Annotated in this window: 10 protein-coding genes and 2 pseudogenes; 3 read left to right on the forward strand and 9 right to left on the reverse strand. The window is 70.6% G+C overall.

Going from position 1 to position 14,239, the window contains the following annotated elements:
* Positions 1 to 38: 38 nt before the first annotated feature.
* The 3 genes from galK to galT are packed head-to-tail and all read right to left on the reverse strand — an operon-like array spanning position 39 to position 3,228.
* Complete coding sequence (gene galK / locus ACFVWW_RS16800) at positions 39 to 1,208, reverse strand: galactokinase (protein ID WP_384333730.1); 1,170 nt, start codon at positions 1,206 to 1,208, stop codon at positions 39 to 41.
* The gene (galE, locus tag ACFVWW_RS16805) at positions 1,205 to 2,188 is read right to left on the reverse strand and encodes a UDP-glucose 4-epimerase GalE (protein ID WP_386879183.1); all 984 of its coding nucleotides are present in this window, start codon (positions 2,186 to 2,188) and stop codon (positions 1,205 to 1,207) included. Before galE ends, galK begins: the two co-directional genes overlap by 4 nt.
* A complete protein-coding gene (gene galT, locus ACFVWW_RS16810) occupies positions 2,185 to 3,228 on the reverse strand; it encodes a galactose-1-phosphate uridylyltransferase (protein ID WP_384191742.1) in 1,044 nt (347 codons plus the stop codon). The genes galE and galT overlap by 4 nt, the downstream gene beginning before the upstream one ends.
* Positions 3,229 to 3,381: 153 nt before the next feature.
* On the opposite strand from galT, the pseudogene ACFVWW_RS16815 reads away from it, so the two are divergent.
* From ACFVWW_RS16815 to ACFVWW_RS16825, 3 genes and pseudogenes are all read left to right on the forward strand, one after another.
* A pseudogene (locus tag ACFVWW_RS16815) lies at positions 3,382 to 4,002 on the forward strand (Na+/galactose cotransporter); the annotation flags it as partial.
* Between the two features lie 166 nt (positions 4,003 to 4,168).
* A pseudogene (locus ACFVWW_RS16820) lies at positions 4,169 to 5,218 on the forward strand (Na+/galactose cotransporter); the annotation flags it as partial.
* A gap of 50 nt (positions 5,219 to 5,268) precedes the next feature.
* Complete coding sequence (locus ACFVWW_RS16825; protein ID WP_386879184.1) at positions 5,269 to 5,574, forward strand: hypothetical protein; 306 nt, start codon at positions 5,269 to 5,271, stop codon at positions 5,572 to 5,574.
* Positions 5,575 to 5,607: 33 nt separating this feature from the next.
* Here ACFVWW_RS16825 and ACFVWW_RS16830 read toward each other — a convergent pair whose 3' ends face one another.
* The 6 genes from ACFVWW_RS16830 to rsmA all read right to left on the reverse strand — a co-directional run bounded on the left by ACFVWW_RS16830 (position 5,608) and on the right by rsmA (position 14,191).
* A complete protein-coding gene (locus ACFVWW_RS16830) occupies positions 5,608 to 6,327 on the reverse strand; it encodes a LuxR C-terminal-related transcriptional regulator (RefSeq protein WP_384191747.1) in 720 nt (239 codons plus the stop codon).
* Positions 6,328 to 6,573: 246 nt separating this feature from the next.
* Positions 6,574 to 8,349 carry a PQQ-binding-like beta-propeller repeat protein gene (locus ACFVWW_RS16835; RefSeq protein WP_384187689.1) on the reverse strand — a complete coding sequence of 592 codons (1,776 nt, stop codon included), beginning with the start codon at positions 8,347 to 8,349 and terminating at the stop codon, positions 6,574 to 6,576.
* A gap of 86 nt (positions 8,350 to 8,435) precedes the next feature.
* The gene (locus tag ACFVWW_RS16840; RefSeq protein WP_386879185.1) at positions 8,436 to 10,244 is read right to left on the reverse strand and encodes a PQQ-binding-like beta-propeller repeat protein; all 1,809 of its coding nucleotides are present in this window, start codon (positions 10,242 to 10,244) and stop codon (positions 8,436 to 8,438) included.
* Between the two features lie 230 nt (positions 10,245 to 10,474).
* The gene (locus ACFVWW_RS16845; protein WP_384333739.1) at positions 10,475 to 12,286 is read right to left on the reverse strand and encodes an ABC-F family ATP-binding cassette domain-containing protein; all 1,812 of its coding nucleotides are present in this window, start codon (positions 12,284 to 12,286) and stop codon (positions 10,475 to 10,477) included.
* Positions 12,287 to 12,377: 91 nt separating this feature from the next.
* On the reverse strand, positions 12,378 to 13,283 hold the full coding sequence (locus ACFVWW_RS16850) for a 4-(cytidine 5'-diphospho)-2-C-methyl-D-erythritol kinase (protein WP_386879216.1): 906 nt from the start codon (positions 13,281 to 13,283) through the stop codon (positions 12,378 to 12,380).
* Positions 13,284 to 13,300: 17 nt separating this feature from the next.
* A complete protein-coding gene (gene rsmA, locus ACFVWW_RS16855) occupies positions 13,301 to 14,191 on the reverse strand; it encodes a 16S rRNA (adenine(1518)-N(6)/adenine(1519)-N(6))-dimethyltransferase RsmA (RefSeq protein WP_386879186.1) in 891 nt (296 codons plus the stop codon).
* Positions 14,192 to 14,239 lie beyond the last annotated feature (48 nt).

Here is a 14,239-nt window from a genome sequence, read left to right on the forward strand (position 1 = left end):
GGCGGGCGCAGGCGCGGGCGTTTGCGTAAACGGGCAGGTCAGCGCAGGCGGTGCGCGCCCCGCGACGGGATCGCCGGGAAGATCCGGGGGGACATGTGCCCCGCCGTCGCGAACGCCTCCGTGACCGCCTTCGCTGTCGCGTCCGCGTCGGACTCCTCCACCAGGACGATCGCCGAGCCGCCGAAGCCGCCGCCCGTCATCCGGGCTCCCAGCGCGCCGGCCGCCATGGCCGCGGTGACGACCAGGTCGAGTTCCGGGCAGGAGACCCGCAGGTCGTCGCGGAGCGAGGCGTGGCCCTCGACCAGCACCGGGCCGACGGCGCGGACGTCACCCGCGTCGAGGAGCGCGATGACCTGTTCGACCCGGTGGTCGTCGCTCACCACATGGCGGACGTAGCGGCGGACGTTCTCGCTCTCCCCGGCCAGCCGGCCGAGCGCCGCGCCCAGTTCCTCGTACGGGACGTCGCGCAGCGCGCCGACCCCGAGCGCCCGCGCGCCCGCCTCGCACCCGGCGCGCCGCTCGGCGTACGCGCCGTCGCCGAGCGCGTGCTTGACCCGGGTGTCGACGACGAGCAGCTGGAGCCCCTGGGCCGCCAGGTCGAACGGCACCTGGCGCTGTGAGAGGTCGCGGGTGTCCAGGTACAGCGCGTGCCCGTCGGTGCAGCACGCGGAGGCCATCTGGTCCATGACCCCGCACGGCACACCGACGAAATCGTTCTCGGCGCGCTGGGCGAGCACCGCCAGTTCGGCGCCGGACAGGCCGAGGCCGTACAGCTCGTTCAGGGCGAGGGCGGTGACGACCTCCAGCGCCGCGGAGGACGACAGGCCCGCGCCGGTCGGGACGGTCGACGCCAGATGGATGTCGGCGCCGCCGACCGGGTGGCCGGCTTCGCGCAGCGCCCAGACGACGCCCGCCGGATACGCCGCCCAGCCGCTGTCGGAGCGCGGGGCGAGTCCGGCGGCGTCGAGCTGGACCACGCCCTGGGGGACGTCCGCGGAGTGCAGCCGCAGGACCGTGTCGCTCCGGCGGGACACCGCGGCGACCGTGGTGTGCGGCAGCGCCAGCGGCATCACGAAGCCGTCGTTGAAGTCGGTGTACTCGCCGATCAGGTTCACCCGGCCGGGGGCCGCCCAGACTCCTTCGGGTCCGGCCCCGTACAGCTGGCGGAACTCCCGCGCGACACGGTCCGCGGCCACACTCTCACTCACCCTTGGGTCTCCTTCCGGCGTGCGAACGCCCACGCGTCCGCCACGATGCCCGACAGATCGGCGCGGCTCGGGGTCCAGCCGAGGCGGCGGTGCGCCGCGTCGGCGGAGGCGACCAGGACGGCGGGGTCGCCGTCGCGGCGCCCGGCCATCACCTCGGGCACGGGGTGCCCGGTGACCTCGCGTACGGTCTCGATGACCTCGCGGACCGAGAATCCGTTGCCGTTGCCGAGGTTGCAGATCAGGTGTTCGCCCTCCGCGGCCGCGTCCAGTGCGCGCAGATGGGCCTCGGCGAGGTCCGCGACATGGATGTAGTCACGGACGCAGGTGCCGTCCGGCGTCGGGTAGTCCTCGCCGTAGACGGAGATCGACTCGCGCCGGCCGAGGGCGACCTGTAGGACGAGCGGGATGAGATGCGACTCGGGGTCGTGCCGCTCGCCGACGACGGTGTCCGACAGCGTTCGGTACGCGCCCGCGACGTTGAAGTAGCGCAGGGAGACCGCCGCGAGGCCGTGCGCCGCGCACTCGCCGCTGATCATGTGGTCGACGGCGAGCTTCGTCGCGCCGTACGGACTGGTCGGCGCGGTCGGGTCGGTCTCCGTGATGGGCGTGGACTCGGGCTCGCCGTAGGTGGCGGCGGTGGAGGAGAAGACCAGTTTGCGCACCCCGGCGGAGCGCATCGCGGCCAGCAGCGCCATGGAGCCGCCGACGTTGTTCTCCCAGTACTTCTCGGGCTTGGCGACGGACTCGCCGACCTGCGAGAACGCGGCGAAGTGCAGCACCGCGTCGTACGAGGGGTCCAGCCACTTGGCCGCGTCCTGGATCCGGCCCTCGATGAATTCGGCGCCCGCGGGGACGCTCTCCCGGAAGCCGGTGGAGAGGTCGTCGAGCACGGTCACCTCGTGCCCTGCCTCCAGCAGATGCGCGGCCACCACACTGCCGACATATCCCGCGCCACCCGTTACCAGGTACTTGTCGCTCACTCGCTCGCTACCTCTCGCAGTCGCTCTGCCGCGGCCTCCGGCGGCACATCGTTGATGAACACACTCATGCCGGATTCGGAACCCGCGAGAAACTTCAGCTTGCCGGAAGTGCGGCGCACGGTGAAAAGCTCGAGGTGAAGGGCGAAATCGAGCCGCCCGGCGGCCCGGAACGGTGCCTGGTGCCAGGCCGCGACGTACGGCGTCGGCGGTTCACCTTCGCCGAACAGCCGGTCGAAGCGCTTCAAGAGTTCCAGATACATCTGTGGGAACTCTGTGCGCGCCGCGTCGTCGAGGTCCCGCAGATCGGGCACCCGGCGCTTGGGGTAGAGGTGCGTCTCGTACGGCCAGTGCGCCGCGTACGGCACGAACGCCACCCAGTGCTCGCCTTCAAGCACCACCCGGGTGCCATCGGCCCTCTCGCGCCCGACGATCTCGTCGAAGAGGTTGCCGCCGGTCCTGGCCCGGTACTCCTCGACCGAGCGGAGCATCAGCTCGGTGCGCGGGGTGACGAAGGGATACGCGTAGATCTGCCCGTGCGGATGGCCGAGGGTCACACCGATCTCGGCGCCGCGGTTCTCGAACGGGAAGACCTGCTCGACCTGCGGCAGCCCGGCCAGCTCCGCGGTGCGGTCGGTCCAGGCCGCCAGCACCAGAGCGGCCCGCTCCTCGGTGAGGTCGGCGAACGACGCGTCGTGGTCGGAGGTGAAGCAGACGACCTCGCAGCGGCCGGCGTCCCCGGCGAGGGAGGGGAAGCGGTTCTCGAAGACGGCGACCTCGTAGCCGTCGGCCGGGATCTCGCTGAGCCGGCCGTCGCCGGAGGGGCAGAGCGGGCACTCGTCGGCGGGCGGGTGGTACGTACGGCCCTGGCGGTGCGAGGCGATGGCGACCGCGTCGCCGAGCAGCGGGTCGCGGCGGATCTCCGAGGTGGTGGCGACGGGGCCGAGGGGCCGGTGGTCGACGGCGTCGCGCACGGCGTCGTCCCGGGAGTCGTAATAGATCAGTTCGCGGCCGTCGGCGAGCCTCGTCACCGTCTTCTTCATCCATTGCCTCCCGGCCCACACTCAAACAGAACCGAACATAATTAATCACAAGCCAACAGCTGCGTCAACGGGCGCACGGTGGGCACACGAGCAGACGCCAACGACCGCCCAGCATCCGACCGCGACTTCTCTTGCGACGAAGCGAGTACCCCCATGCGATACCTGGCCGAAGGGCTCCGGCTCCCCACGAACGGGCTCGACTACACCATCCTGGCGATCTACTTCGTCGTGGTCCTCGGCATCGGGTTCGCCGCCCGGGCCAGCGTGAAGACCAGCCTCGACTTCTTTCTCTCCGGGCGCTCACTGCCGGCCTGGGTGACGGGGCTCGCCTTCGTCGCCGCCAACCTCGGCGCCACCGAGATCCTCGGCATGGCGGCGAACGGCGCGCAGTACGGCGTCTACACCGTGCACTGGTACTGGATCGGCGCCATCCCCGCCATGGTCTTCCTCGGGCTGGTGATGATGCCGTTCTACTACGGCTCGAAAGTGCGGTCCGTCCCCGAGTTCCTGCTGCACCGCTTCGGGCCCTCGTCCCACCTGCTCTCCTCGATCATCTTCGCGGTGTCGTCCGTACTGATCGCGGGCGTCAACCTCTACGCGATGGCGATCGTGCTGGAGGCGCTGCTCGGCTGGCCGGAGTGGGTCGCGATCGTCGTCGCGGGCTTCTTCGTCCTCGCGTACATCACCATCGGCGGCCTCTCCTCGGCGATCTACAACGAGGTGCTGCAGTTCTTCGTGATCCTCGCCGCGCTGATACCGCTGACCATCGTCGGCCTCAGAGCCTGTCGGGTGACCTTCGATCGGAGAGCGGACGCGGTCTGGTGCGTGTGATTCCAAGGCGCCGGGATGTCCTCGTAGCGGAGCTACTAGGATATTTCGGCAACGCGGGAAGCGCGCGTGCCAGGGCGTGGCCGCCCGATCAGAGGTCATCCGACAGGCTCTCAAGCGCGTCGGCGGCTGGGACGGACTGACCGACTCTCTCACCGGCTCGCACGGCGGCGCGTTCCTCACCGCCTGGGAGGGCACCGGCATCGGCTCGCCGAACCCGCTCGGCGCGAACTGGCTGACCATCGTCCTCGGCCTCGGGTTCGTGATGAGCTTCGGCTACTGGACCACCAACTTCGCCGAGGTGCAGCGTGCGCTGTCCGCGAAGAACCTCTCCGCGGCCAGGCGCACCCCGCTGATCGCGGCCTTCCCCAAGATCCTCATACCCATGGTCGTGATCATTCCCGGCCTGATCGCGCTCGTCATGGAACCGACCCTGGGCAAGGCGGGCAGCGGTCTCCAGTACAACGACGCGATCCCGGTCCTCATGCGCGACCTGCTGCCGAACGGTGTGCTGGGCATCGCCGTGACCGGTCTGCTCGCCGCGTTCATGGCCGGTATGGCGGCCAACGTCTCCTCGTTCAACACCGTGTTCACGAACGACATCTGGGGCGCGTACCTCAAGAAGGACCGTCCGGACGCCTACTACCTCAAGACCGGACGCGTCGTCACGGCGGTCGGTGTGCTGATCGGCATGGGCACCGCGTTCATCGCGTCCAGCTTCAGCAACATCATGAACTACCTGCAGACGCTGTTCTCGTTCTTCAACGTCCCGCTGTTCGTGGTCTTCATCATCGGCATGTTCTGGAAGCGGACGACCCCGGCCGCCGGATTCTGGGGCCTGCTCTCCGGCACGGTCGCCGCGATGGTGAACTACTTCTGGCTGTACAAGGGCGGGATCGTCGACATCCCCAGCGACCAGGGCGCGAACTTCGTCTCCTCCATCGTCGCGTTCGTCGTCGGCGCCGTGGTGATGGTCGTGGTCTCGTACGTGACGAAGCCCAAGCCGGCCGAGAAGCTGGCCGGCCTGGTGTACGGCAGCCGCTCGCCCGGGATGGACGAAGTCCCCGCCGAGGGCGACGACGCGTGGTACCGCAAGCCGGCCCTGCTGGGCTGGGGCGCGATCGTCCTCGCCGCCCTCTGCTACATCCCCTTCTCCTTCTGACCTTCTCCGTCTGACCGGCTTCCGACCGAGGCTGAGAGGAACGCATCACCATGAGCGACTACCAGAACGACGTCGAGGAACTGGAGGCCAAGTCCGCGACGGCGGCACGGCTCTTCGACATCCGCCGCATCATCGGCGGGCTCTTCGTCCTCTACGGGATCATCGTCACGATCGCCGGGATCACCGCGTCCGACGCCGATCTGAAGAAGGCGCAGGACATCAACATCAATCTCTGGACGGGCCTGGGCATGCTGGCCCTCGGCCTCTTCTTCCTGATCTGGCTGAAGCTGCGCCCGACGGCGCCGCCCACCCCGCCGGCCGCTTCGGCCTCATCCCAGGACCACCCGGCCGAGTAACGGCCAGGTCGCAGGCACGTTCGGGGCCGGACCTCACTCGCGCTGATCGCGGGGGTCCGGCCCCGTCGCCGTACCGCCCGGCGGCCGGGCCGGCCCGGCCCGGTCCAGCAGCCCCGTACGCGCGGCCAGCGCGGCCGCCTCCAGCCGGGAGCCCACCCCCAGCTTCATCAGCACCCGCTGCACATGCGTCCTGGCGGTGCTGGGCGCGATGCCCATCCCGGCGGCGATCAGCCGGGTGTCCTCGCCCTCGGCGACCCGTACCAGCACCTCGATCTCGCGCGGTGTGAGCATCCCCAGCAGCCGCTGCCCCTCGTCGTCCGGCTGGGCCGCCGGGTTGAGCAGCTCGGCGAAAGCGCTCTGGAGCAGCTGCGGCGACACCGCGCTCTCCCCCGCCCGCGCCTTGACCATGGCCCGTTCGACGCCTTCGATGCGCTCGTCGTGACGTACGTAGCCGGAGGCGCCGGCCGCGAAGGCCGCGGCGATCCCGCGCGGGCTGGGCACGGGCCCGAGCACCACCACCGCCACCTGCGGGCGGTCCCGCTTGATCCGTACGATCGGGTCGAAGACCCCCGGCTCGGCCGGTGTCGACGTGCCCAGCAGACACACCTCGGGCGCCCTGCTCACCACCAGCTCGGCCACGCCCGCCGTGGGCGCGGCCGCCGCGAGCACCCGGTGCCCGCGCAGTTTCAGAGCCGAGGCGAGCGCCTCGGCGAGCAGTCGGTGATCATCGACCACCATGAGCCGCACGCCCATCGAGCACTCCCCCGTCCCCGCTCAACCCTGGCCCCCGGCCTCCTGACCCGGCAAGCTACACGCTTGTTCGACGTCGTGCGCCGCTTACCGGCGAGAAGCCCCCCGGATTGCCGAATTCGCCGCTATTCGGGACTAGTCGGCGGGGTGGCGCGGGTACGGCGCGGGGCCCCGGCCGTGGTGTCGTCCACGGGCCGGGGCCCCGCGCCGCCGGGTGCGGGCCGGCTGCCTGTACGCCCTGCCGACGCGCTACTTGGTGCGGAACGCGACCGCGAGATACGACCGGTCGTCCGCGGACGAGGGCTTGCTCACCATCACCTCGGAGACGAACATCCGGCCGTCCGCGTAGCGGATCTCCGAGTAGTCCGGGGTGAAGCTGGTCTCCGCGCCACGGACGGCCTCGTCGCCCGGGTTCTCCATCAGCACCGTCTCCTTGAAGGTGCCACCGTCGATGGAGACGATCTGGCCGCCCTTGTCGTACGGAGGCCACTTGTAGGCGATGATGTTGCCGCCATCCATGCGCACCGGGAACATCGTGTAGCGGTCGCCCGCGTCGGCGCGGTCCGAGGTGGTCTTGCCGGTGGTGAGGTCGAAGGAAACGATCTCGTTGGTGTTGCCGTACTCGCCGGTGCCCTGGTGTTCCTCGGTCGGCAGATAGATCCGGCCGTTGCCCACCGCGAGCTGCTGGCAGGACTCGACCTCGGTGGACCGGCAGTCCGCCGCGTACTTGTCCGCGTCGGCCGCGATCTTGACGAGCAGCTTGCCGGTCTTCTCGTCGATCGAGAAGAAGTCCGAGATACCGCTGCCGTCGCCCGCGGTGTCACCGACGTCGGCCGCGACGACCAGCGGCTTGGTGGAGACGACGCTCGCGTACTCGACACCGGACGGCATCTTGTACGTGGAGAGCGGCGTGCCGTCGCGCGGGTTCAGATTCTGGATGCTGACCTGCGGGTCGTCGTACGTACCGCACTTGCGGACCGCCACGAGTCCCTCGCCGCCGCCGTAGCCCATGTCGTAGCAGCCCTGGGCGTCGATCTCGGGCTTCCAGCGGACCGCGCCGGTGGCGATGTCGAAGGCCGCGCCGCCGTCCGTACCGCCGGCCGCGACGGTCGCGCCGCTGAGCGTGATCTCGCTGAAACGGACCTTCGAGTCACCCGCGTTGGAGCCCGTGACGGACTTGCTCCACAGCAGCTTGCCGGACTCCAGGTCGAGCGCGCCGACCTCCGTGCACGCCTGGTAGTCCTTCGCGGAGGTCCGCTTGGCGGACTCGAAGGCGACCGCGGTCTTGTTGTCCTCGGTGACATGCCTCGACGCCGCGCAGACCTGTCCGGGCAGCGGGATCGACCACAGCTGGCTGCCCTTGTCCAGGTCGTATCCGACGATCTGGTTGATGCCGGTCTTCACATACGCGGTGTCGGTGATCCACGAGCCGTCGACGGCGGTGACGTCGGCGACCTTGGGTGTCGGCAGCTGGAAGGCCACCGCGGAGCGGGTGTTGGCGGGCGCCTTCTCCTTGCCGCCGCCACCGATCCCCTTCTCGCCGCCCGTGCCGCCCTCGGTGGAGCCGGACGTGGACCCCTTGGCGTCCTTCTTCGTGCCGTCGTCACCGGAGCCGGCGAACCAGATACCACCGCCGATGATCAGCACCACGGCGACGGCCGCGGCGATGATGATCTGCGTCTGGGTGGTCAGCTTCTTGCCGCCACCGCCCTGCGGGGGCGGCTGGTACTGCGGCTGCATGGGCTGCGTCGGGTAGCCGTAGCCGGGGTACTGGCCGGGCGGGCCCGGCTGCCCCGGCTGCCCGGGGTATCCGTATCCCTGCGGCGGCGGCTGCGGATAGCCGTACTGCGGGTTCTGCGCGGGCGGCTGCGGAGCACCGTACCCACCGGGCGGCGGGTTCTGCGGGGCGCCGAAGCCACCGGGGGGAGGCTCCTGCGGGGCGCCGAAGCCGCCGGGCGGCGGGTCCTGCGGGGCGCCGAACCCTCCCTGCGGGGGCTCGTTGGGCGGCTGGGGCGGCTGCGTCATGGCGTTCGTACCTCGAAAGGGAACTCGGAAAGCTCGAAAGAAGCTCGGGGAAGGGGAGTCGGGGACGGAAGGACGTCAGGCCGTGGTCACTCGCCGAAGGCCATCATGGTCTTCGCCTGCAGTTCCTCGGCGTCGTTCCCGGCGCTGACCCGGCCGCTGGTCACATAGAAACGGCCGTCCACATAGGCCAGCGTCGACGAGTAGAAGTCGTTCTCGATCTGGGCCGTCGACGCCGGGTGCCGCTGCAGCGTCTTGGGGGCGCCGCCGCTCGGGGCCACGGTCGCGACCACGCCGCCCTTGTCGTACGTGGCCTCCATGTAGACCAGGACGTTTCCGCCCTCCATGCGCAGCGGCGTCATGACGCGTCCGGCCGGTGCCTTGGAACGCCACTTCTGCTTTCCGGTGGCCAGATTGAACGCGACGACCTCGTTGGTGCCTGCGGTGCCGCTCTGGTCGGGCGCGGTCGACATGTAGAAGGTGGTGGCGTCGGCGGCGACACCGACACAGCCCTCCAGGTTCTGGCCGAGGACGATGAAGCTGCCGCCGCACTCGGGCTGGAACTTGTCGTCGCCGCCCTCCATCTGCGAGCGCAGGGTGCCGTTCGCGTTGAGCGCGAGGATGCTCCAGCTCTTCTTCTCGGCGTTCTTCAGGGAGATGACCAGCGGGTCGACCGAGTAGACCTTGTCGACCTCCCAGTCCTTCTTCACCTTGTACGTCCACTTGGCCTTGCCGGTGACCGGGTCGAGCTCCTGCACCTGGTTCGGCGCCACGCTGGCGTCACCGATCGGGCAGCTCTCGGCGGCGATCAGCTTGGCGCCGCCGGCGAAGGCGTACGGCTGGCAGTCGCCGGGCAGCTTGCTGAAGAGTTCCTTGCCGTCGCTCATCCGGAAGGCGTTGGCGCCCCCGGTGCGGGCGGCGGTGACGGTGTCCCCGCTGATCGCGAGGGTGATGTCGGAGAGCAGGTCGAAGAGCCCCGCCTTGGGGATCTCCTTCTTCCAGCCGCCCTTGCCGGTCGTGAGGTCGACCAACTGGATCTGGTCGCAGTCGGCCGTGTCGGCGGTGCCGTTCTTGAATCCGATGACTATCTTTCCGTCGGCCGAGGGCGCGAAGGGCGCCGAGCACAGCTCCGCGGGCAGCGTAAGCGTCCACTTCTTCTTGCCGTCGGTGGCCGAATAGCCCACGACCTGCTTGTACATGGCCTTGACGACGGTGTCGCCGTGGAACCACGGCCCGAACACGTCCGAACCGTTGCGCGGCAGGTCCACATCGTTCGTCTGCAGCCACAGCACCTTGGACTCGCCGTCCTTGCGCCCGGCGTTGAGGTCGTCGTTCGCCTCGCGGCCACCGCCGGTGCCGTCGCCCTCGTCCACGCTGGGCGAACCGCTCGGCTCGGCGTCCTGGCTCTTGTCGGCGACCGGCTTGGTGCCGCCGTCGTCACCGCTGAGGACGAACCACGTACCACCGCCGATGACCAGCAGCGCTGCGGCGGCGGCCGCGACGATGACGCCGGGCTTGCCCGAGAAGAAGTTCTTGCCGCCGCCACCGCCGGGGGGCGGGGTGGGGCCGCCGGGGAACTGCTGGGGCGGATAGCCGCCACCGTACGGATTGGGCTGCTGGCCGTAGGGGCCCGGCTGTTGACCGTAGGGGCCGGGCTGAGCGTACGGTCCCGGCTGCTGACCGTACGGCCCCGGCTGCTGGTTGTACGGGCCAGGCGCCTGGCCCGGCGCCTGGCCCGGCGCCTGCGGATAGCCGTAGCCCGGCTGCGGGGGCGGCGGCATCTGCGGTGGCGGTGGCATCTGCGGGGACTGCGGGGGCGGTTGCGGAATCCCCTGCTGCGGGTCCTGCGGAGCGCCGAAGCCTCCCTGCGGCGGTTGCTGGCCGGGTGGCTGGGTCATCAGCGCTTTCCCCCTTCGCGTGCGGACCACCACCCGATCGGCCTCCCCCGCGATCCCGGCGGCTGACCCCCCGGAATGGAGTGATTCGAGTGTGGATTCCGCATCGTCACATCAGTCGAGCGGGGCTTCTTTGTATCACTCGGACTGGTGTACGGGACGGGCCGGTCCGCCCCTGTTCCCAAGGGAGAACCGGCCCGTGATGCGCTCGTTACGCGCCCTGCACGCCGTCTCTACGCGTCCTCCGCGAGCTCCAGCCAGCGCATCTCCAACTCTTCACGCTCACCGGTCAGTTCACGGAGCTCCGCGTCCAGTTCGGCCACTTTCTCGAAGTCTGTGGCGTTATCGGCGATCCGCTGATGCAGCGTGGTCTCACGGCCGGACATCTTGTCGAGCTGACGCTCGATCTTCTGCAGTTCCTTCTTCGCCGCGCGGCCGTCCTTGGCCGACGCGGAACCCGCCGGACGCTCAACGGCTGTCGCCTGCGCGGGCACCGGGACGGCGGTCTCGACCATCCTGCGGCGCCGCTCCAGATACTCGTCGATGCCGCGCGGCAGCATCCGCAGCGTCAGGTCGCCGAGCAGCGCCATCACCTTGTCGGTGGTCCGCTCGATGAAGAACCGGTCGTGGGAGATGACGACCATCGAACCCGGCCAGCCGTCGAGCAGGTCCTCCAGCTGGTTGAGCGTCTCGATGTCGAGGTCGTTGGTGGGCTCGTCGAGGAAGAGGACGTTCGGCTCGTCCATCAGCAGCCGCAGCAGCTGGAGCCTGCGCCGCTCACCACCGGACAGATCACCGACCGGCGTCCACTGCTTCTCCTTGGTGAAGCCGAACTGCTCGCACAGCTGACCCGCCGTCATCTCCCGGCCCTTGCCGAGGTCGACGCGGTCCCGCACCTGCTGGACCGCTTCGAGTACCCGCAGGGTGGGCTTGAGTTCGGTGACCTCCTGGGAGAGGTACGCCAGCTTCACGGTCCTGCCGACGATCACCTTCCCGGCGGTGGGCTGGACGTCGCCCTGCGTACGGGCGGCGTCGGCGAGCGCGCGCAGCAGCGAGGTCTTGCCCGCGCCGTTCACCCCGACCAGGCCGATCCGGTCGCCGGGGCCGAGCTGCCAGGTGAGATGGGTGAGCAGCACCTTCGGACCGGCCTGGACGGTCACGTCCTCCAGGTCGAAGACGGTCCTGCCGAGCCGGGCGTTGGCGAACTTCATCAGCTCGGAGGTGTCGCGGGGCGGCGGTACGTCCGCGATCAGCTCGTTGGCCGCCTCGACCCGGAAGCGCGGCTTGGAGGTACGGGCGGGGGCGCCGCGGCGCAGCCAGGCCAGCTCCTTGCGGACCAGGTTCTGCCGCTTGACCTCCTCCGTCGCGGCGATGCGCTCGCGCTCGGCGCGGGCGAAGACGTAGTCGGAGTAGCCGCCCTCGTACTCGTGCACCGCACCGCGCTGGACGTCCCACATCCGCGTACAGACCTGGTCGAGGAACCACCGGTCGTGCGTGACGCAGACGAGCGCGGACCGCCGGGCCCGCAGATGCTCCGCCAGCCAGGCGATGCCCTCGACGTCGAGATGGTTGGTGGGCTCGTCGAGCACGATCAGATCCGGCTCGCCGATGAGCAGCTTGGCGAGCGCGATCCGGCGCCGCTCGCCACCGGAGAGCGGCGCGATGACGGTGTCGAGCCCCTGCGGGAACCCCGGCAGGTCCAGCCCGCCGAACAGCCCGGTCAGCACATCCCGGATCTTGGCGTTGCCGGCCCACTCGTGATCGGCGAGATCACCGATGACCTCGTGCCTGACGGTGGCCTCGGGATCGAGCGAATCGTGCTGCGTCAGCACCCCGAGCCGCAGCCCCCCACTCTGGGTGACCCGCCCGGTGTCGGGCTCCTCCAGCTTGCTCAGCATCCGGATGAGGGTCGTCTTGCCGTCGCCGTTACGCCCCACGACCCCGATCCGGTCCCCCTCGGAGACGCCGAGAGAGACACCATCGAGCAGCGCACGGGTGCCGTACACCTTGGTGACTGCCTCGACATTGACCAGATTGACGGCCATTTCACTCCTGTACAGGGGGATCGATCGACGTCCCAGCGTAGTCGCCGGGAACAGTGCGACGGCCTGCCGCCCTCGCACCGTCCGGCGTACGTCAGGCGGGGCCCGCCACGATCGTGGCGCCCGGGGCTGGGGACAGGGCTACGCGGGCGGTGCGGCAGGTGGCGGAGGACCGTAGGGCTTCGGCTACCTCGGCGGCCGCTTCCGGGCTCTTGGTGAGGAAGGCGGTGGTCGGGCCGGAGCCGGAGACCAGGGCGGCCAGGGCGCCGGCGGCGGTGCCGGCGGCGAGGGTGGCCGTCAGGGAGGGGCGCAGGGAGAGGGCCGCGGGCTGGAGGTCGTTGGCCAGGGTGCCCGCCAGGGCGACGGCGTCGCCGGCGCGCAGGGCGTCGAGCAGCGCGGGGTCGGCGGCCGGGGCCGGGACCTCCGTGCCCGCGCCGAGCCGGTCGAACTCGCGGTAGACGGCGGGCGTGGACAGGCCGCCGTCGGCGACCGCGAACACCCAGTGGAAGGCACCGCCGGTTTCCAGGACGGTGAGCTGTTCGCCGCGGCCTGTGCCCAGCGCAGCGCCGCCGATCAGGCTGAACGGCACATCGCTGCCCAGCTCGGCGCAGAGGGCGAGGAGCTCGTCCCGCGAGGAGTTCAGCGACCAGAGCGCGTCGCAGGCCAGCAGGGCGCCCGCGCCGTCCGCGCTGCCGCCCGCCATACCGCCCGCGACCGGGATGTCCTTGGCGATGTGGATGTGGACGTGCGGGTCGATGCCGTGCCGCCGCGCCAGCGCGAGCGCGGCCCGCGCCGCGAGGTTCGTCTCGTCCAGGGGCACCTGGTGCGCGTCGGGGCCCGAGCAGGTGACGCGCAGCTCGTCGGCGGGCGTGACCGTGATCTCGTCGTAGAGGCCCACGGCCAGAAAGACGTTCGCCAGGTCGTGGAAGCCGTCGGGGCGGGCCGCGCCCACCGCCAGCTGCACATTGACCTTGGCCGGTACTCGTACGGTGACGCTCACGCGCCCGCCGGTGATGCTCACGCGCCGTCCCCCTTCGCCTGCGACTCCGCGTTCTTCGACTCCGCGATCCGCGCGAACTCTTCCACCGTCAGTGCTTCGCCGCGCGCCTGCGGCGAGATCCCCGCCGCGACGAGCGCCGCCTCGGCCGCCGGGGCGGATCCCGCCCATCCGGCGAGGGCCGCCCGCAGGGTTTTGCGGCGCTGCGCGAAGGCCGCGTCGACGACCGCGAAGACCTCGGCCCTGGAGGCCGTCGTCTTCACCGGCTCGGCCCTGCGCACCAGGGAGACGAGGCCGGAGTCCACGTTGGGCGCGGGCCAGAAGACGGTGCGGCCGATCGATCCCGCCCGCTTGACGTCCGCGTACCAGTTGGCCTTCACGGACGGCACTCCGTACACCTTGTTCCCCGGCGCCGCGGCCAGCCGGTCGGCGACCTCGGCCTGGACCATCACCAGGGTCCGCTCGATGGTCGGGAAGTGCTCCAGCATGTGCAGCAGGACCGGCACGGCCACGTTGTACGGCAGGTTGGCGACCAGCGCGGTGGGTGCGGGGCCCGGCAGCTCCCGTACCCGCAACGCGTCGGAGTGCACCAGCGAGAAGCGCCCGGCGCGCGCCGGCATCCGCGCCTCGATCGTCACGGGCAGTGCCCCGGCCAGGACGTCGTCGATCTCCACGGCCGTCACCCGGTCCGCCGCCTCCAGCAGCGCCAGCGTCAGCGAGCCGAGCCCGGGACCGACCTCCACGACGACGTCGTCCGGGCGCACGTCGGCGGTGCGGACGATCCGGCGGACGGTGTTGGCGTCGATGACGAAGTTCTGCCCGCGCTGTTTCGTCGGGCGTACGCCCAGCGCTGCGGCCAGCTCGCGGATGTCTGCGGGGCCCAGGAGGGCGTCGGGCTCAGTGGTGCTCACCGGGTAAGCCTACGGCCGCGCCGGAGCGCCCCCGGGCGCCGTTATGGG

Source organism: Streptomyces sp. NPDC058198 (assembly GCF_042882605.1).
Lineage (GTDB): Bacteria > Actinomycetota > Actinomycetes > Streptomycetales > Streptomycetaceae > Streptomyces.

Bases quoted from the DNA above. Each gene is read 5' to 3' on its own strand.
- galT (WP_384191742.1), bottom strand. From the start codon at position 3,228: ATGAAGAAGACGGTGACGAGGCTCGCCGACGGCCGCGAACTGATCTAT.
- ACFVWW_RS16825 (WP_386879184.1), top strand. From the start codon at position 5,269: ATGAGCGACTACCAGAACGACGTCGAGGAACTGGAGGCCAAGTCCGCG.
- ACFVWW_RS16830 (WP_384191747.1), bottom strand. From the start codon at position 6,327: ATGGGCGTGCGGCTCATGGTGGTCGATGATCACCGACTGCTCGCCGAG.
- ACFVWW_RS16835 (WP_384187689.1), bottom strand. From the start codon at position 8,349: ATGACGCAGCCGCCCCAGCCGCCCAACGAGCCCCCGCAGGGAGGGTTC.
- ACFVWW_RS16840 (WP_386879185.1), bottom strand. From the start codon at position 10,244: ATGACCCAGCCACCCGGCCAGCAACCGCCGCAGGGAGGCTTCGGCGCT.
- ACFVWW_RS16845 (WP_384333739.1), bottom strand. From the start codon at position 12,286: ATGGCCGTCAATCTGGTCAATGTCGAGGCAGTCACCAAGGTGTACGGC.